This is a genomic window from Clostridium sp. HCP1S3_C6 (genome assembly GCF_052066735.1).
Lineage (GTDB): Bacteria > Bacillota > Clostridia > Clostridiales > Clostridiaceae > Clostridium.
Genome location: NZ_JBQHRN010000018.1, coordinates 14,202 through 33,738, shown reverse-complemented (window position 1 = coordinate 33,738; position 19,537 = coordinate 14,202). Strand labels below are relative to the sequence as shown.

Here is a 19,537-nt window from a genome sequence, read left to right as displayed (position 1 = left end):
AAATTCTACTCTATACCTAAGTTTAAATAATTTTTTTATTTAGTTCTACAAAAATGCATATATTTAAAAAAATATTAACACATTTTTATTTTAATTTCTTTGTAAAACATTCTATTCTCTTTAATCCTTCACCTATCATATCCTTTGATGTAGCATATGATAATCTTATGTAATTTTCAAGTCCAAAAGCAGCACCAGGAATAACTGCCACCTTTTCCTCATCAAGTAACATCTTTGAAAAATCCATAGAATCTTTTATTGTTTCACCATTAAGTGATTTATTAATGCAATTTTTTATATTAATCATTACATAAAATGCACCTGATGGTCTTATGTAGCTTAAGCCTTCAATATTGTCAATTAAATTTGTCATATAATTTCTTCTTTCTTCAAATTCCTTAACCATATCATTTAATGCATCTTTTGGTCCATTTAATGCTTCTACTGCTGCGTATTGGGTTATTGAATTTGCATTTGAAGTCATATGACTTTGAATACTTGACATAAGCTTTGTAATTTCTTCGTTAGCAGCTGAATATCCAAGTCTCCATCCAGTCATTGCAAAAGCTTTAGAAAATCCATTAACTATTATTGTTCTATTGTAAGCATCTTCTGAAAGGCTTGCAATACTTATATGCTTTTCTCCATCATATATTAGTTTTTCATACATTTCATCTGATATTATTATTAAATCGTGTTTCTTAGCAAATTCTGCAATTTCTCTTAATTCATTTTCTGAATATATACTTCCTGTTGGATTGTTAGGGCTATTAATAACAACTGCTTTTGTTTTTTTAGTAGTAGCTTTTTCTAAAGCTTCTATAGTAAATTTATAATCATTTTCTTCTTTACATTCAACAAATACTGGATTTCCACCTGCAAGTTTTACAAGTTCAGGATAGCTTACCCAATATGGAACTGGTATTAAAACTTCCTCTCCTTCATTTAATATTGCAAACATAGCATTTGCAAGAGCTTGCTTACCTCCAGTTGAAATAATTATATTAGATGTATTATATGATAAATTATTATCCTCTTTAAATTTTTTGCATAATGCTTCTTTTAACTCAATTATACCTGATGCTGCAGTATATTTTGTCTTTCCCTCATCCATCGCCTTTTTAGCTGCATCAATTATATTTTTTGGAGTATTAAAATCTGGTTCTCCTGCACCAAAACTTACTACATCAACACCTTGTGCTTTTAATGCCTTTGCCTTTGCTGTTATAGCTAATGTAATAGAAGGATTAATATTTTTAGCTTTTCTTGAATATTCCATCTTTGGCCTCCATTAATTATTTATATATACTTAATTTTTTAAATTTATATAACAAATTTTCATCTATCCCATAATCCCCAATAATACAATTTTTACTTGTACTGTAGTGAAAATCGCTACCTCCTGTAATAATTAGCTTATGCTTTAATGCAAGATTATAGAAAGCATTTCGCTGAATACTACTATGACTGGCATGATATACCTCAATACCATTTAAACCAGCACATTTAAAATCCTTTACTAATTGTTCAAGTGACATTTTTCTGTATATTTTACCTGGATGAGCAAGAACAGAAATACCTCCACTTTCTCTAATTATTTTTAAAACGTGCTTATAATTAAGCTTTTCACCCTTAACATAGGCAATCTTTCCCTTATCTAAATATCTAAGGAAAGCTTCTTTATAATTTTTAGCATAACCTTTTTCAGCTATGGCAGAACCTATATTGCCTCTTCCAAAGGATGTATTATTATTACTTTTAATATCTTTAATATTAATATCTATATTTATATCCTTAAGTTTTTTTAAGATTTTTTCAGCTCTCTCTCTTCTTTTTTCCTGTATACTATTTATATTTTTTATAAGAATAGGATTATTTATGTCTATAAAGTATCCAAGAACATGTATTTCCATGTCATCATATTCAGTGCTAAATTCTACACCTGGTATAATTTCTATGTTTGCAATTTTTTCTTTTGTTATATACTGAGAAGCTATAGTATCGTGATCTGTTATTGAAATGCATTTTATACCTTTTTCCTTTGCTAAATCAACTATTTGTTCAGGTGTAAACAAACCATCTGAATATGTAGAATGAATATGTAAATCAGCATACTGCATTTCCTATCACCTCACCAAAAAGCTCTTCATTAAAAATATAGCATTATTTTTATATATTGTAAATGTTATTTAATCATAAAGAGACCACCACAAAAAATATATGGTAGTCTCTTTTTTTTATTCTTCAGCTTCGTAATAAATCTTTGTAACTCTATCAAATTCTTCATCTGTTGGATTAACTAATTCTTCTCCATCAACCTTTAACATGAAAGTTGAATTATCATCAACATCTTGAATTAATACATATTCAACTCCCTCAACAGAAAAGCAGTCAACTATAGGATAATCTATAACATTTCCATTTTCATCTTCATATTGAACTGATCCAAATCCTTCATCTTCACAATTACAATTTTCATCATGATGATCATGATTACAATTACAGTCATGGTCATGATGATGATTTTTTGAATTACATGAACACTTATCTTTAGCCATAAAGCGCCTCCTTAAAATAATATTATTATGATAATATTCTAACCTTTTTTATCATAAAATAAAAGAAGTTTTTTTAATATTATTATTGTGATCAAATTTATTAGCTTCTATAAGCTTTCTATTCTTCAGTGCTTTAACTACAACTAATTAATAATTAAAAAAAGACCGCATTTTAGAAAATTTCTCTTCTAAAATACGATCTTTAAATGATTAGTTTTTATTTTTATGATTAGTTTTTAATATCCGTATCTAAAATTATTTACCTTCGTCTAATTTAATATATCCAGCTAATCTTTCTGCTGCATCTTTCTTAGTCTTTTCAAATAAAGCATCTGCAGCTTCTGGGAACATCTTAGCAAGTGAAGAGTATCTAACTTCTCCCATTAAGAATTCCTTAAAGTCAGCCTTAGGTTCCTTAGTAGAATCTAACTTGAATGGGTTTTGTCCTTCAGCCTTTAATTCTGGGTTGAATCTGTACATTGACCAATATCCACATTCAACAGCTCTCTTAGCTTCTTCTTGGCTCTTACCCATACCTATTCTGATACCATGGTTTATACATGGAGCATAAGCAATGATTAATGATGGTCCTTTATAAGCTTCAGCTTCAGCTATTGCTTTAAGAGCTTGAGCCTTGTTAGCACCCATGTTAATTTGAGCAACATAAACATATCCATAGCTCATTGCCATCATACCAAGATCTTTCTTCTTAGTCTTCTTACCACTTGCAGCAAATTTAGCTATTGCAGCAGCTGGAGTAGATTTAGAAGATTGTCCACCAGTGTTAGAGTAAACTTCTGTATCAAGTACAAGTACATTTACATCTTCACCTGAAGCAAGAACGTGGTCAACACCGCCGTATCCGATATCGTAAGCCCATCCGTCTCCTCCGAAGATCCATTGAGATCTCTTAACGAATAAGTCTTTATCTTCTAATATAGCCTTAGCAGCAGCTGATCCATCTTTTTCAAGTGCAGCTTCAAACTTATCAGCAAGGTCTCTAGTACCTTCACCTTCGTTCATATTTGCAAGCCATTCATCAGCAACAGCTTTTGCATCTCCACTTAAATCTGCAGCTTTAACTTTTTCAGCTAAAGTTTCTCTTTGAGCTTTAACTCCTAAGAACATACCTAATCCATATTCAGCATTATCTTCGAATAATGAGTTAGCCCAAGCTGGTCCATGACCTTTCTTGTTCTTAGTATATGGAGTTGAAGGAGCAGAACCTCCCCAAATTGAAGAACATCCTGTAGCATTAGCTACCATCATTCTATCACCAAATAATTGAGTTACAAGCTTAACATATGGAGTTTCTCCACAACCAGCACAAGCTCCTGAGAATTCAAGAAGTGGTGTTTCAAATTGGCTACCCTTTACTGAATCTTTAGCAAGTGGGTTCTTCTTGTCTGTTATATCGTATATTAAGTAATCCCAAGCATCTGCTTGATCCTTTTGACTTTCTGCTGGTTTCATTTCTAAAGCATCAACTGGACAGACTAAAGCACAGTTTCCGCAACCAGAACAATCAAGTGGAGTTATACCCATTGCAAAGTATAATTTTTCATCAGTCTTTAATCCCTTAGCATCTACTATCTTAGCACTTTCTGGAGCATTAGCTTTTTCAGATTCATTTACTAAGAATGGTCTAATAGCAGCATGTGGACAGACCATAGAACATTGGTTACATTGAATACACTTATCGCTATTCCATTCTGGAACATTTATAGCTATTCCTCTCTTTTCAAATGCAGCAGTACCAGCTTCGAAAGTACCATCTGGCATATGAGTGAATGCAGATACAGGAAGATTATCTCCTTCTAATCTGTTCATTGGGATAACTACATCTTTTACAAATTGAGAAGCATGTTTAATTTCAACTGGAGCTTCGTCAGCTACTGTCTTCCAAGCTTCTGGAACTTCTATCTTAACTAAAGATTGAACACCTTGATCAATAGCAGCATTGTTCATGTCTACAACCTTTTGTCCCTTCTTACCATAAGAAGTTACAACTGAATCCTTAAGATATTTAATAGCATCATCTATTGGAATAATGTTAGCTAATTTGAAGAATGCAGATTGCATTATCATGTTAGTTCTTCCACCAAGTCCGATTTCTTGAGCTATCTTAACAGCATTTATTGTGTAGAATTTAATATCGTTATTTGCGATATATCTCTTATAAGCTGCTGGTAAATGAGTTTCTACTTCTTCTGGAGACCAGATTGTATTTAAAAGGAATGTTGATCCTGGTTTTAATCCTTCTAATACGTTGTATTTAAATACATAAGATTGGTTTGAGCAAGATACGAAATCTGCTTTGTTTATTAAGTATGGTGACTTAATTGGTTTCTTACCAAATCTTAAGTGAGAAACTGTAATTCCTCCTGATTTCTTAGAATCATAGAAGAAATATCCTTGAGCGTACATGTCAGTGTGGTCACCAATAATCTTAATAGCACTCTTGTTAGCACCAACAGTACCATCTGATCCAAGACCCCAGAACTTACAAGCAGTAGTTCCTTCTGGTGTAGCATCTATATCTTCTGTTACTTCTAATGATGTATTTGTAACATCATCATTGATTCCAAGTGTAAATCCATTCTTTGGTTCAGCCTTTGCAAGATTTGCATAAACTGCAGCAATATGTCCTGGATTTGGATCCTTAGAACCTAAACCAAATCTACCACCAACGATAACTGGAGCATTTTCTGTACCATAGAATGCATCCTTAACGTCTAAGTATAATGGTTCACCAGCTGCTCCTGGTTCTTTAGTCTTATCTAAAACTGCAATCTTCTTAACAGTCTTTGGAACTGCAGCTAATAATTTTTCTATTGAGAATGGTCTGTATAATCTTACTTTAACTACACCGACTTTTTCTCCCTTTGACATTAAGTAATCAATAGTTTCTTCACAAACATCAGTTACAGAACCCATAGCAATGATTACTCTATCTGCATCTGGTGCACCATAGTAATCGAAGCAGTGATATTCTCTTCCTGTTAATTTAGTGATTTCAGCCATATATCCTTCAACAATATCTGGAACAGCTTCATAATACTTATTAACAACTTCTCTTTCTTGGAAGTAGATATCAGCATTTTGAGCAGTACCTCTTGTTACTGGATGATTTGGATTTAAAGCTCTCTTCTTAAATTCTTTAACTGCATCCCAGTCAAGTAATTTAGCTAATTCATCATATTCTAAAACTTCTATTTTTTGAATTTCATGTGATGTTCTGAATCCATCAAAGAAGTTTAAAAATGGAACTCTTGATTTAATAGCACTTAAGTGTGCTACTGCTGATAAATCCATAACTTCTTGAACTGATCCTTCTGCAAGCATTGCAAAACCAGTTTGTCTTGTAGCCATAACATCTTGGTGATCACCAAAAATATTAAGAGCTGATGTAGCTAAAGCTCTTGCAGATACATGGAATACTCCTGGAAGTAATTCACCAGATATCTTATACATATTTGGTATCATTAATAATAAACCTTGAGATGCTGTATAAGTTGTTGTTAAAGCACCTGCTTGTAGTGAACCATGAACTGCACCAGCAGCTCCTGCTTCTGATTGCATTTCCATAACCTTTACTGGTTGTCCGAAAATGTTCTTTCTTCCTTGTGCCACCCATTCATCAACGTGTTCTGCCATTGGTGAAGATGGTGTGATTGGATATATTGCAGTAACTTCAGTAAATGCATAAGACACGTGAGCTGCTGCAGTATTACCATCCATAGTTTTCATTTTTCTCATTACGTAAACCCCACTTTCAAAATATATTAAATTTTATAGAGCTAACAATTTTAGACTTTGTTAAAAAGTTAACATGGATTTGTTGTTAACTTTTTGCTTACAGTATTAATTATATATCAGTAATTTTATTTTGCAAGGAAATTTGCATATTAAAATCAAATTTCCAATAATGAAAATTTTCTGACAATTAACATTTTGTTAACAATATATATGTAGTATATATAATCTTTTTAATTTACCTTAGTATTTTTATAAAAAACAGAATTAATTAAAATAATTAATTCCGAATTTAAAATTTTATTTTTTTTCTTTTATTGCAGACATAATTGTATCTAACACTGCTTCATTTCCTACTTTTGATTTGCTTTTTTTCATATTAGATATTAAATCCTTCTTTTTGCTTTTAAGCTCTTTAATTTTATTCATAAAAGATTCATTATTTATTTCTTCCTCTTCCATTACTAATGCATATCCTTCATTTTTAAATGAATTAGCATTAAGAATTTGGTCACCTCTGCTAGCCTTCCTTGATAATGGAATTAAAAGTGTAGGTTTATTTAAAGCTAAAAATTCAAAAATAGAATTTGCACCTGCTCTTGAAATTATATAATCAGCAGCTGCCATAAGATTCGGAAGTTCTTCTCCTACAAATTCAAATTGTCTGTAACCAGCTTTATTTTTTAAAGCTCCATCTACATTTCCTTTACCACAAATATGAATTATATCAAAATCTTTTAGGAGTTCATTTAAATTTTCTCTTATAACCTCATTAATAACCTTAGAACCAAGACTTCCTCCCATTACAAATAATACTTCTTTCTTACCATCAAAATTACAATATTTTAATCCAAGTAATTTTGAGCCATTAAGTATTTCTTGTCTTATAGGACTTCCTGTTAATACACCCTTGTTATGTTTTATATATTTTAAGCTTTCCCTAAATGTAACACATAATTTATCACAAAAAGGAGATGCTAATTTATTTGCAAGTCCAGGTGTCATATCTGATTCATGAGCTACTACAGGTATTCCCTTCATTGATGCTGCAATTACTACTGGAACTGAAACAAAACCTCCTTTAGAAAATACTACATCAGGCTTTTCTTTTGAAAGAACCTTCCTTGCTTCAAAAACTCCCTTTATAACCTTAAATGGATCAGAAAAATTTTTTATATCAAAATATCGTCTAAGTTTACCAGATGATATTCCATAGTAAGGTATCTTATTATTATTTACAATATCTTTTTCTATACCATCTTTACTTCCAATATATTTAACCTCAAATCCTTTCTTTTTAAGACTCGGAATTAATGCCAAATTAGGTGTAACATGACCTGCTGTACCTCCACCTGTCATTATTATCTTATATTTATCCAAAAAATATCACTCCTAAACTTTTCTTTCATAATTTTAATTATAACTTCTTAAAAAATCTTATCAAGGTATTCTATTTATATTAAAGAATATATTTCCTATTATACCTCTAATTAAATAACATATAACAGCAAAATTTCGACAAAATAATAGTGTAACAAAAAAGGAGATGATTTATATGACAAATTCAAACAATCAAAATTCAAACATGCAATCAAATGCATCTTCACAAAATCAATCATATTCAAAAGTATTAGTTCCAGAAGCTAAAGCTGGATTAAATCAATTAAAAAATGAAGTTGCAAATGAATTAAATGTAAAATTTAGTGATTACAATGGAAACCTTTCTTCTAAAGAATGCGGAAGCGTTGGTGGAGAAATGGTAAAAAAAATGGTTGCTCAATACGAACAAAATTTAAAATAAAGGCACCATAAAATTAATTACTGCGCAATAAATTGATTTATTACGCAGTAATTTTTACTCTATTCTAAAATTCTTTATATTTAGTTGAATATTTCTATTTCCATTAAATTCATTAATACTAGGATAATATACTATACTCATATTAAAATTAGAATATCCCGTATCTTGAAGTTTTAAAAAGGCTTCATTGCCAAATTTATTTGTATACATTTCTTTAAATAAATCATATTGCGAAAAATTAACACCTTCTATGTATCCATTTAGATTTTTTGCATTAAATCTAAATTTCATAAATTTCTTTTCACTACCCATAAAGTACACTCTTGAAACTCTTATATTTTTATCGGCTAAAAGAGGACTTGGATTACCTTTTCCAAAGGGTCTTAATTTTTCTATTTGTTCTATAATATTTTCGTTTATATTACTAATTGCCATAGGTGAATCTATTTTTATAACTGGAATTATATCCTTATCTGTTAAAGGACAATTTTCAACTAATGATTTTTTAAAATTAAAAAAATCTTCTTCTTTTACGGAAAGACCAGCCGCCATTGGATGCCCTCCAAATTTATATATATGCTTTTTGCACTTATTTAGTTCTTCATACATATTATAATTTTCTGTACTTCTTCCTGAACCTTTTATCATATCTTTTCCTTTAGTTAAAACAATTGTAGGCAGATTATATTTTTCTCTTATTCTTCCAGCAACAATTCCAACTATACTTTCATGAATAGTAGGTTCATAAACTACAATTACCTTTTCATCCTTAAGTTCTTTTTCAAGTTTATATTTAACCTTTTCCAAACTTTCAGTAGTAATTTCTTGTCTTTCAATATTTAATTTATGAAGTTTACTTGCTAATTTATTTGCATTATTTTCATCACTTGTAACAAAAAGTTCTAAAGCATAATCTGCTATTTCAAGCCTACCAGTAGCATTTATACATGGTCCATATACAAAACCATATGTATATTCTCCTATGGTTTTTCCATCCATTCCCGTTACTTTTCTAAGAGCAATAAGCCCTTTATTTTGTGAGTCTTGTATAAGCTTAAGTCCAGATTTTACAATAATCCTATTTTCATCTTTTAAATCTACCACATCACATACTGTAGCTAATGATGCAAATTGTATCAATTCTTCAATACAATTTAATTGCTTATTTAAAGATTTTGCAAGACATATTGAAAATTTTAATGCAACAGAAGCACCACATAAATCTTTAAAAGGATAATTGCAATCTTGTTGCTTTGGATTTATTACTGCATCAGCTTCTGGAATTATAGGAATTCTACCTTCTTTATTTTCTATAAATGGAACATCGTGGTGATCAGTCACTATTACAGTGATACCTAAACTTTTTGCAAATTTAACTTCTTCAATTCCTGATATTCCATTATCACATGTTAATATAACTTCACATCCATCATCATAAAGCTTTTTTATTCTATCAATACTCATTCCATAACCTTCAGCTTCTCTATCTGGAATATGATATGAAAAATTGGCATTAAATTCACTTAATGTTTTATAAAGAATTGTTGTACTACATACACCATCACAGTCATAATCGCCATATATTATAATTTTCTTTTTACTATATATAGCATCTTTTATGATATCTACAGCTTTATGCATATCCTTCATAAGAAATCCATCATACAAATCATTTACTGTTCCATTTAAAAATTTTTCAGCTTCTTCCTTTGATGAAATATCTCTATTAGCTAATAATCTCAAAGTAAGATCAGGCATATTAAAATTATTCTTTAAATTTTCAAATTTTGTTTTTCTATTTATTACTATCCAATTTTCTTTCAATATTTAATCACCTATTTTTTAGTTTGGCACAATTATTTTCTTATTTAAGATTTTTTCCTTTATAATTTATAACTACGGTTAATTAAAGATTAATTATTAATTAAAAAGTTGTACATCATTCCTTCTTTTAAATCTTTAACATCAGCACCTAACTCTTCTGCTATTTTATAGCTAAAAGCCAATGCAGTTGCAGGCCCTCTGCTTGTTATCATTTTTCCATCAACAACAACATTTTCTGAAGATATGTAATTTCCTTCTGATAATTCCTCTTCAAAACCTGGATATGATGTAACGTTCTTGCCTTTTATTACTCCAGCTTTTGCTAAAACTATAGGTGCTGCACAAATAGCTGCAATATATTTATTATTTTCATTAAAATATTGTACTGCTTCTATAACTTTTTGGCTGCCTCTTAAATTAGTGCTTCCTGGCATCCCCCCTGGAAGTGTAATTAAATCATAATCTTTAATATCATCATCTAATACTTTATCAGCCTTTACTAAAATATTGTGTGCTCCTTTAACATATTCTTCTTTAATACTTACCATATCACAATGAATGTCTAGTCTTCTTAACACATCTACAACTGTTAATGCTTCTACCTCTTCAAAACCTTCTGCAAGAAAAACTGCTACTTTTTTATTTTTTGCCATATTTATCACCTCATTAATTATATTATATATGCTTTTTTAACTTCATCATCAAAACCAATAAGCATTACACTACTTCCACGTCCTGCTCTATTTTGCATTTTTATATCTGAAGCCAAAATTTCTTTTTCCTTTTTATTTTTTGAAACTAATTTATATTTTAAACTACCATGTAATAAAGTTACAGCTATTTCATTTTTATTATTGTCATTTAAAGATGTATTTAATACATCACCTAAAATAACAGAATCTCCTTCTTTTAAGCTTATTCCTGTAACACCTGATGCTATTTTCCCCATTGGATTTACATTTATTGCAGGGAATTTTATTGCCATTCCCTTCTTAGTAAACATTAAAACCTGTGATGAAATTCCATCAGCTATTTTAACTTCTACTACTTCATCCTTTTCTTGCTTAAATTTATGAGTTTGAGCAGCTAAATATTCGCCTTCATAATCCTTAAGAGAAGTTTTCTTTATATAACCATCCTTTGTAAAAGTAAAAACATAATAATTTTCTGTATATTCTTTTATAGAATATATAGCTATTACCTTTTCATCTTTTTCTATTGTAGATACAATATCCTCTAATATTATGCCATCCTTAATTGCATTTTCAATTATAAATGATTTTATTTTTATTACTTTGCCTTTATTAGTAAACATAAGTAATTGGCTAAGAGAATCTGTTGATGCTGACTTATTGTTTTTAGTTAACTTCGAAATGCACTTTAAACAATTTTTACCACGCACATTACTTATTCCTACTGTAAATTCACAATACTCCATATTATCTGAATATTCTATATTAACTACTTTATCATTATCACCTAAATCAAATAATTGAATTCCAAGAATATTTCTAGCCATATCAACAAGTTCTGGCATTTGAAGTGTAAATTCTAAGCCTTTCTTAGTTGTTACCTTAATAAATTCTTTTGATTCATCAAATACATTAACACTAATAACTTCTTCTGAATCTCTAAGCTTAGTGGCTTGAAGCTTACCATAATTTGTATCAAACTTATCTAAAGAAGTTTTCTTTATATTACCACTATCAGTTACAATTTGAAGATATACTTGTGGATTAAATGTAGTCATAGAAATTGCACTTACAATTATTTCTTCATCTAAATTAATTTGTTTTATAATTGTATCAATTCTTTCACCTTTTTCTTTCCACTTGCCTTCAGGAATATTTATGCCTTTGCATTTATACATATTTCCTTTGTTTGTAAATAATAATATATTATCTCTGGTATTAGATTTAAATAAGAATTTAAGGCTATCTCCTTCTCTATATTCAATATCTTCTGCATTAGCATTAGACCTCATATAATTCTTTTCTGGAATTCTCTTTATAAAGCCATCATTTGATAGAGTTACCATAACATCTTCAACTACAATAAGTTCATCTAAATCAATTTTTGCTTCCCTTTCATCTTCAATTATAGCTGTTCTTCTTGGATTTCTATATTTATCTGTTATTTCCTTAAGTTCTTTCTTTACTACTCTTAAAAGTTCCTTTTCTTCACTTAAAATCTTTTTAAATCTTGCTATTTTCTTTTCTAATTCTTTGTATTCTTTTTTAAACACATCAATTTCAAGTCCAGTTAATCTATAAAGCATAAGCTCTAAAATAGCATTAGCCTGAATTTCTGTAAAATCAAATTTATTAATAAGATTTGCACATGCATCCTTTTTAGATTTAGAACTTCTTATTGTTTTTATAACATCATCTAATATATTAATAGCTTTAATAAAACCTTCTACAATGTGGAATCTTTTTTCTGCTATTTCAAGTTCTTTTCTAGTTCTTCTTGTAACAACATCCTTTTGATGATTAACATAATGCATTATTATTGTTTTTAATCCCATAGTTTCAGGTTTTCCATTAGCTAAGGCAACCATGTTAAAGCTTATGTTACATTGAAGGTCAGTTTTCTTAAAAAGATATTTTAATACCTTATCTGCAATTTTTTCATCTGCTGACTTTTTAAATTCAATAACTGCTCTTACACCTGTTCTATCTGATTCATCTCTAATATCAGCTATTGCTTCTAATGCCTTTTGATGCCTCTTATCTCCAGTCATTTCCGAAATAGTTTGAAGAAGTTTTGCCTTATTTCTTTTGTAAGGAAACTCTGTAATTACTATTCCAACTCTTCCATTTTCAAGTTTTTCAATGGATGTTTTAGCTCTACATACAACTTTTCCCTCACCAGTTTCATAAGCTGATAATAGTGAATCTGTACCAATAAGTATTCCTCCAGTTGGTAAATCTGGCCCTTTTATATAATTCATTAATTCTTTTGTTGTTATTTCAGGATTATCAATATAAGCTAAGACACCATCTGTAACTTCACCTAAGTTATGAGGTGGAATATTAGTTGCAAGACCAACTGCAATACCAAATGTTCCATTAACTAAAAGATTAGGGTATCTACATGGTAAAACCTTTGGTTCAAGTTCACTATCTGAATAATTTGGAATCATTTCAACTGTATCTTTATCAATATCTCGAAGCATTTCCATTGCTATATTGGAGAGTCTTGCTTCTGTATATCTCATAGCTGCTGCACTATCACCATCCATTGATCCAAAATTTCCGTGTCCATCAATTAATGGTTCTCTAGTAGTAAAATCCTGTGCAAGTATTACAGTAGCATCATATACTGATGTGTCACCATGAGGATGATATTTACCTAAAATATCTCCTACAATTCTTGCTGATTTATAATATGGTCTGTCAGGAAATGCCTTAAGCATATATGCTCCATAAAGTATCCTTCTATGAACTGGCTTTAAGCCATCTCTAACATCTGGAAGAGCTCTTTCTTTTGCTACTTCTACTGCATAAGGTAAATAATTATCTGGCATTGCATCTTCTAAAGCAACAGTTAATATATTATTATCCTTTGGAATAGATTTAGATATTTGTTTTTTTCCCATATTAATCCTCCTTTAAAATTCTGCATACTTATACATATATTTCTTTCTAGGTTCTACAACATCTCCCATAAGAAGTGATATCATTCTTTCAGCTTTTGCCGCATCTTCAATAGTAACTTTTAAAAGAGTTCTTGTTTCTGGATTTAAAGTAGTATCCCAAAGCTGTTCCGGATTCATTTCTCCAAGTCCTTTATATCTTTGTATAAGTGCTCCTTTTCCTATCTTCTTTTTAGCCTTTTCTAATTCTTCATCACTATATGCATAAACTGATGTTTCTTTATCTTTATTATATTTATAAACCTTATATAAAGGAGGCTGTGCTAAATACAAATGACCATTTGAAATAAGAGGTCTCATATATCTATAAATATATGTCATCCAAAGAGTTCTTATATGATAGCCATCTACATCAGCATCACTCATTATTATTATTTTATCATATTTCAGATTTTCTTCTTTATAATTGTCTAATGTTCCTGTACCTATGGCAGCATTAAAAAGTCTTAATTCTTCTGAGGCTAATACATTTTCAAGTTTTTGTTTTTCAGTATTCATTATTTTACCTCTTGAAGGCATTATAGTTTGAAATCTTCTATCTCTTGCTTGCTTTGCAGATCCTCCTGCTGAATCTCCTTCCACTACAATAAATTCACTTACAGTATTATCTTTCATTGTACATACTGCAACTTTACCTGCAAGAGGTGATGTTCCTTTACCCACCTTCTTTTTTTCTGCATCATTTATTTTTTTTATTTTATCTCTTCTAAGAGCTGCTTGAAGAGCATTATTCATTATATTAGAAGCCAGTTCTTTATTATCTTCTATCCATTCAGAAAATTTAGTATATGATAAATCATTCATCATTGTATAAGCTTCATTATTACCAAGCTTAGTTTTTGTTTGACCTTCAAATACTGGATTTGTAAGCTTTATTCTTATTATTGCTGTCATTCCTTCTCTTAGGTCATCACCTTCAAATTCCTTATCCTTTTCTTTAACTATTCCAAGCTTCCTTGCCCATTCCTTAAAAGCCCTTGTCATTCCTGTTTTAAAACCTGTTTCGTGAGTTCCTGCTTCTGTTGTTGGTATATTATTTACATAACTTGCTATATAATCCGTAGTTGAATCTGTAAATTGTACACATACCTCTCCATACATTTTTATATTATTTACTTCACGTTCTCCATCAAAAAGTATAGGTGTCTGATGTATAGGTGTCTTACTTTCATTTAAATAATCTATAAAATCTAAAAGTCCACGCTCAGAATAGTATTCTTTAGATACTTCTTCATTTTTCCTCTTATCAATTAAAAATAATCTAATCCCTTTATTTTGGAATGCTAATTCTTGAAGTCTTTCATCTATTACATCAAATTTAAAATCTATTGTAGAAAAAATTTCATCATCAGGCATAAATGTTATTTTTGAACCTGTTTTATCGGTTTTCCCTATAACCTGAAGCTTAGTAACAGGGGTTCCTGGCATATTTCTTTTTAATTCTTTATCATATGCATATTCAAATCTCTGTCTATATGCATTACCATTTTGATAAACTTCCACTTCTACCCATTTTGAAAGTGCATTTACCACTGCTGCACCAACACCATGAAGACCTCCAGATGTCTTATAATTTTTATTATTAAACTTTCCTCCTGTATGAAGCTCTGTAAATACCATTTCTACTCCGCTTTTTTTCTTAATAGGATGAATACCTGTAGGTATTCCTCTTCCATTGTCTTCAATAGTTGCACTTTTATCTTTATTTAAAGTTATTACTGCCCTGTCACCAAATCCATTAGTTATTTCATCAATAGCATTATCTAATATTTCCCATATACAATGATGTAGTCCTTTGCTTCCTATAGAACCTATATACATTCCTGGTCTTACTCTTACTGGTTCTAATTTTTCAAGAGAAGTAAGATCAGTTACATCATATGTATTTTTATTATCCATAACATTCTCCTCCATACTTTTTTTACATCTTTTCTTAATATACTTATTTTTTTCTTACTTGTCAAAAATAACTTTTATCAAAAAACTTAAAAGTAGAAAAAAGCTTGCTATAAACTTTGATAAATATCCTTAGTTTATAGCAAGCATTAACATTACAATATTATTTTATAAACATTTTTTATTCTATTTATTAAACATCGCATATTTCTACATTTCTAACATGCTTTGTAGGATTCCAATCCTTATTATTCTTTCTTAATATACCTTGAATTGTTATTGGTATCCAAGTTAATGTATATATACTATAGAATAAATATCTAAAGAAAAATAAGAAACTCTTTCTATTTAAGAATATAAATGCTATTACAACTAATATTAAATAAAATGCTGCATTAGCACCATACAAGGCTAATGATAATTTAAAATCATTAACATCTGGTAAAGCATTTTTTATAATAGTTGTTGCATATGGTAAGACAAATATATTGGTTGCTAAAAGAATTACCATTGCAAAGAACTTTTTGGTTACCTTCTTGTCTAAAATAAGAACTAAAGGCGTTACAATAAATTGGAATAAAACAAATGCCTTAAATCCCATATTTCCAATAACATCACTAATTAAAAATATATGTGCACCATGTGGAACTCTTGCTTGAATAAAACCTAAAACAGCTGAAATTCCCATAAGCAATGTTATAAATGGTTGAAGTACATATAAAGAGGCATCTAAAACATACATTTTTCTTTCTTTTATGCCTTTTTTAAATAATTTAAAGAAATATCTTGAAGCAACATCTGCAAAGCCTTGCATCCATCTTCTTCTTTGAATCCATGATTGTTTAAGCTTTAAAGGCTTTTCATCATAAATTTTAGCATCATGAGCCCAGCCTACTTTTTCATTATCTAGTATAAGCTTACATGTAAACTCTAAGTCTTCAGTAAGACATGTAGCTCCCCATCCAAGCTGCTTTAATGTATCAACAGCTACTGCAAATCCAGTTCCTCCAATTTGATTAGAGAAACCTACATTATTTCTTGCAAGTTGGTATAACCTATTTTGAGACCAGAAAGCTATTGAATATGAAGTAGTGATCCATGAATCATTTGGATTTTTACTATCTATGTAACCTTGAACTACTTTATATCCTTCTTTCATTTTTGAATCAATTTCTTTTAAAAAGTCTTTATCTACTAAATTATCAGCATCAAATATTGATACAGCATCATACTTTACATCAAGTTTAAATAGTTTATCAAACATCCATTCAAGAGCATAACCTTTACCACGCTCATTTTCGCTTGTTCTCTCATATACATTTGCTCCAAGCTTTCTAGCAATTTCTGCTGTCTTATCAGTGCAGTTATCAGCTATTACATAAATGTCATAAAGTTCCTTAGGATAATTTTGATTTTTCATACTTTCTACGAGCTTGCCAATAACTACTTCTTCATTATGTGCAGCTACTATCATTGCAAATTTGTTTTTTGGATTATAATCCTTGTGTTCTTTCTTTCTGTAAACACCAAAAATCCCTAACACCATATAATAACAAGTTATTATAAATATAAATATTTGAAATATAGCAGTTATTCCATAAATGACGTCTCCCATTTTATTCACTCCTATTTTGAGATTTTTTTCTTATGAATACATTTAAGCTAGTAAACATAAGCTTCCACACCTGTAAATTAATTTCTTTTATTCATATTTTATTAACATAATGTCTCCTTAATAATATAGTGCAATTTATAAAAAAAATCAAGAATATGTCTAATTATTTATACATTATTATTTTATTCACTTTTATGTTTTTAATACAAATGAAAAAAACTGTCGCATTAAAAGTTAAAAAACTTACAATGCGACAGCTAATTAATTTTTGTTTATAAAAAATGCTATTTTAAAATTGCTTATTAAACAATACCTTGAGCCATCATAGCTTCTGCTACTTTCATAAATCCTGCAATATTAGCTCCCATTAGAATATTATTTTCATGACCATATTCTTTTGCAGCTTCACTTGCATTCTTATAAATATTCTTCATGATTCCTTGTAATTTTTGATCTACTTCTTCAAAAGTCCAAGATAATCTCATACTATTTTGAGACATTTCAAGAGCAGAGCAAGCAACTCCACCTGCATTAGCAGCTTTAGCTGGTCCAAACATTACACCATTCTTTTGGAATACTTCAATTGCTTCAAGTGTTGATGGCATGTTAGCACCTTCAGAAACACACTTAACTCCATTATTAACTAAAATTTGAGCTGATTCTTTATCTATTTCACCTTGAGTTGCGCATGGAAGAGCTATATCACACTTAATAGTCCAAATTCCTCTGCATCCTTCATGATATTCAGCTGTTGGAACTTTATCAAGATATTCTTTAATTCTTCCTCTTCTAACTTCTTTAATATCTTTAACAACATCTAAGTTTATTCCATTTGCATCATAAATATATCCATTTGAATCACTTAATGCAACAACTTTTCCTCCAAGTTGAGTAACTTTTTCAGTAGCGTATATTGCAACATTTCCTGAACCAGATATTACTACAGTTTGTCCCTTGAAGCTTGTGTTGTTATCTTGTAACATTTCTTCTGTAAAGTATGATAATCCATATCCAGTTGCTTGAGTTCTAGCAAGACTTCCTCCATAAGTTAAGCCCTTACCAGTAAGAACTCCTTGGTCATTAGCTCCTCTTAATTTCTTGTAATATCCATAAAGATATCCAATTTCTCTTCCACCAACACCAATATCTCCAGCTGGTACATCTGTATCTAAACCAATATGTCTGTATAATTCAGCCATAAAGCTTTGACAGAATCTCATAACTTCATTATCAGATTTTCCTTTAGGATCAAAATCAGATCCACCTTTACCTCCACCTATTGGAAGTCCAGTTAATGAGTTTTTGAATATTTGTTCAAAACCTAAGAATTTTATAATACTTGCATTAACTGATGGATGTAATCTTAAACCACCCTTATATGGTCCTATAGCACTATTAAATTGAATTCTATAACCTCTGTTAACATGTACTTCACCATTATCATCTACCCATGGTACTCTAAACATAATTTGTCTTTCAGGTTCTACAATTCTTTCAAGAAGATTTGCTTTAACAAATTCTGGGTGCTTGTCGATAACTGGTATTAATGAATTTAATACCTCTCTTACAGCATCTTGGAATTCCTTTTCTCCTGCATTTCTTTTTTCAACAACTTTTAGTACGCTTTCTACATACTCTTTTCCATTCATTTGTTTTGTCCTCCCTCATTTAAATAATTTTGATATACAACATCTAACCATTTAAATAATAAATATCTAACACAATATTAATAATACACTAATTTTTTTAAGATTACTACCTATTTTTATGGGTTTTTTTATCATTTTTCATAATTGTACTTCATTTTTTTAATTTTTTAATATTAATTATTCTTCTAATTCTTTTATTATTTTATTTATTATGGTACCCTTACCATTTATTCTCCATCTAAGACTAAGTAATAATGATATTATAGCACCTACTGTACCACATATAATATCTGTCATTGTATCAATAAGACTATTATTTTGAGCATTAAGACCAAAGGTTAAGTCAGTTGTAAATTCCCATATTTCCCACACACCTGCTAGGGCTATTGAAAAAAATAGCGGAAACAAGTAGAAAAATACATCTTTTTTATAATTGCTATTTTTATTTAAACTAACATATATAATTATGCCCAAATAATATATCATTATACCTGAAATTAAATGTAAAAATTTATCATAGTAACTAATACCATAAAATCCGAACAGATTTGCCAAATATATTGATAAAAAGCAAAAAAACATAACTCCAATATACCCTATTGAAGATTTTTTTAAGAAAGTCTTTTTAAATAATATTTTACTTATTGCTAATACTGCTAATAAAAGTATAGCTTTAAAAACCTTGCTATCATTTCCTTCTAGCAAATTATACATTCCTGTTATTATTGTTATGAAAAAAAATGATGTTCCTATTATGTCTACCTTATTATTCATAATATT

Annotated in this window: 13 protein-coding genes; 1 reads left to right on the top strand and 12 read right to left on the bottom strand. The window is 29.6% G+C overall.

All coding sequences use genetic code 11. From position 1 onward, the window contains the following. Positions 1–85 precede the first annotated feature (85 nt). From ACTNAO_RS07935 to ACTNAO_RS07915, 5 genes are all read right to left on the bottom strand, one after another. Positions 86–1,279 (bottom strand): pyridoxal phosphate-dependent aminotransferase, encoded by a 1,194-nt coding sequence (locus ACTNAO_RS07935; RefSeq protein ID WP_441027885.1) that lies wholly within the window; start codon positions 1,277–1,279, stop codon positions 86–88. A 16-nt stretch (positions 1,280–1,295) separates the two neighbouring features. Beyond that, entirely contained in the window at positions 1,296–2,120 is an 825-nt protein-coding gene (locus ACTNAO_RS07930) for a PHP domain-containing protein (protein WP_441027884.1), read from the bottom strand. Between the two features lie 117 nt (positions 2,121–2,237). Beyond that, positions 2,238–2,558, bottom strand: coding sequence for a DUF1292 domain-containing protein (locus ACTNAO_RS07925; RefSeq protein ID WP_441027883.1), 321 nt, complete (start codon positions 2,556–2,558; stop codon positions 2,238–2,240). A gap of 255 nt (positions 2,559–2,813) precedes the next feature. Beyond that, entirely contained in the window at positions 2,814–6,317 is a 3,504-nt protein-coding gene (nifJ, locus tag ACTNAO_RS07920; protein WP_441027882.1) for a pyruvate:ferredoxin (flavodoxin) oxidoreductase, read from the bottom strand. Between the two features lie 297 nt (positions 6,318–6,614). Continuing rightward, entirely contained in the window at positions 6,615–7,673 is a 1,059-nt protein-coding gene (locus ACTNAO_RS07915) for an undecaprenyldiphospho-muramoylpentapeptide beta-N-acetylglucosaminyltransferase (RefSeq protein ID WP_441027902.1), read from the bottom strand. A 226-nt stretch (positions 7,674–7,899) separates the two neighbouring features. Between ACTNAO_RS07915 and ACTNAO_RS07910 the strand changes: the two genes are divergently transcribed. Continuing rightward, positions 7,900–8,115, top strand: coding sequence for an alpha/beta-type small acid-soluble spore protein (locus tag ACTNAO_RS07910; protein WP_441027901.1), 216 nt, complete (start codon positions 7,900–7,902; stop codon positions 8,113–8,115). 54 nt (positions 8,116–8,169) lie between these two features. Here the strand turns inward: ACTNAO_RS07910 and recJ are convergent, their stop codons facing one another. The 7 genes from recJ to ACTNAO_RS07875 all read right to left on the bottom strand — a co-directional run bounded on the left by recJ (position 8,170) and on the right by ACTNAO_RS07875 (position 19,531). Further along, positions 8,170–9,939, bottom strand: coding sequence for a single-stranded-DNA-specific exonuclease RecJ (gene recJ / locus ACTNAO_RS07905; protein WP_441027881.1), 1,770 nt, complete (start codon positions 9,937–9,939; stop codon positions 8,170–8,172). An 89-nt stretch (positions 9,940–10,028) separates the two neighbouring features. Next, complete coding sequence (locus ACTNAO_RS07900; protein WP_441027880.1) at positions 10,029–10,592, bottom strand: DJ-1 family glyoxalase III; 564 nt, start codon at positions 10,590–10,592, stop codon at positions 10,029–10,031. 17 nt (positions 10,593–10,609) lie between these two features. Then, positions 10,610–13,540: a DNA topoisomerase IV subunit A gene (locus ACTNAO_RS07895; protein WP_441027879.1), complete on the bottom strand. Its 2,931-nt coding sequence runs from the start codon at positions 13,538–13,540 to the stop codon at positions 10,610–10,612. A 12-nt stretch (positions 13,541–13,552) separates the two neighbouring features. After that, positions 13,553–15,496, bottom strand: a complete 1,944-nt coding sequence (locus ACTNAO_RS07890) for a DNA gyrase/topoisomerase IV subunit B (RefSeq protein ID WP_441027878.1) — start codon at positions 15,494–15,496, stop codon at positions 13,553–13,555. 190 nt (positions 15,497–15,686) lie between these two features. After that, positions 15,687–17,108: a glycosyltransferase family 2 protein gene (locus ACTNAO_RS07885; RefSeq protein WP_441027877.1), complete on the bottom strand. Its 1,422-nt coding sequence runs from the start codon at positions 17,106–17,108 to the stop codon at positions 15,687–15,689. Positions 17,109–17,410: 302 nt separating this feature from the next. Next, the gene (gene gdhA, locus ACTNAO_RS07880) at positions 17,411–18,757 is read right to left on the bottom strand and encodes an NADP-specific glutamate dehydrogenase (RefSeq protein WP_441027876.1); all 1,347 of its coding nucleotides are present in this window, start codon (positions 18,755–18,757) and stop codon (positions 17,411–17,413) included. Positions 18,758–18,934: 177 nt separating this feature from the next. After that, positions 18,935–19,531 carry a hypothetical protein gene (locus ACTNAO_RS07875; RefSeq protein WP_441027875.1) on the bottom strand — a complete coding sequence of 199 codons (597 nt, stop codon included), beginning with the start codon at positions 19,529–19,531 and terminating at the stop codon, positions 18,935–18,937. Positions 19,532–19,537: the final 6 nt, after the last annotated feature.

Coding starts and splice junctions, on each gene's coding strand:
- ACTNAO_RS07890 (WP_441027878.1), bottom strand. CDS start 15,496: ATGGATAATAAAAATACATATGATGTAACTGATCTTACTTCTCTTGAA.
- ACTNAO_RS07915 (WP_441027902.1), bottom strand. CDS start 7,673: ATGACAGGTGGAGGTACAGCAGGTCATGTTACACCTAATTTGGCATTA.
- ACTNAO_RS07900 (WP_441027880.1), bottom strand. CDS start 10,592: ATGGCAAAAAATAAAAAAGTAGCAGTTTTTCTTGCAGAAGGTTTTGAA.
- ACTNAO_RS07895 (WP_441027879.1), bottom strand. CDS start 13,540: ATGGGAAAAAAACAAATATCTAAATCTATTCCAAAGGATAATAATATA.
- ACTNAO_RS07875 (WP_441027875.1), bottom strand. CDS start 19,531: ATGAATAATAAGGTAGACATAATAGGAACATCATTTTTTTTCATAACA.
- ACTNAO_RS07930 (WP_441027884.1), bottom strand. CDS start 2,120: ATGCAGTATGCTGATTTACATATTCATTCTACATATTCAGATGGTTTG.
- nifJ (WP_441027882.1), bottom strand. CDS start 6,317: ATGAGAAAAATGAAAACTATGGATGGTAATACTGCAGCAGCTCACGTG.
- ACTNAO_RS07935 (WP_441027885.1), bottom strand. CDS start 1,279: ATGGAATATTCAAGAAAAGCTAAAAATATTAATCCTTCTATTACATTA.
- ACTNAO_RS07925 (WP_441027883.1), bottom strand. CDS start 2,558: ATGGCTAAAGATAAGTGTTCATGTAATTCAAAAAATCATCATCATGAC.
- ACTNAO_RS07910 (WP_441027901.1), top strand. CDS start 7,900: ATGCAATCAAATGCATCTTCACAAAATCAATCATATTCAAAAGTATTA.
- ACTNAO_RS07885 (WP_441027877.1), bottom strand. CDS start 17,108: ATGGGAGACGTCATTTATGGAATAACTGCTATATTTCAAATATTTATA.
- gdhA (WP_441027876.1), bottom strand. CDS start 18,757: ATGAATGGAAAAGAGTATGTAGAAAGCGTACTAAAAGTTGTTGAAAAA.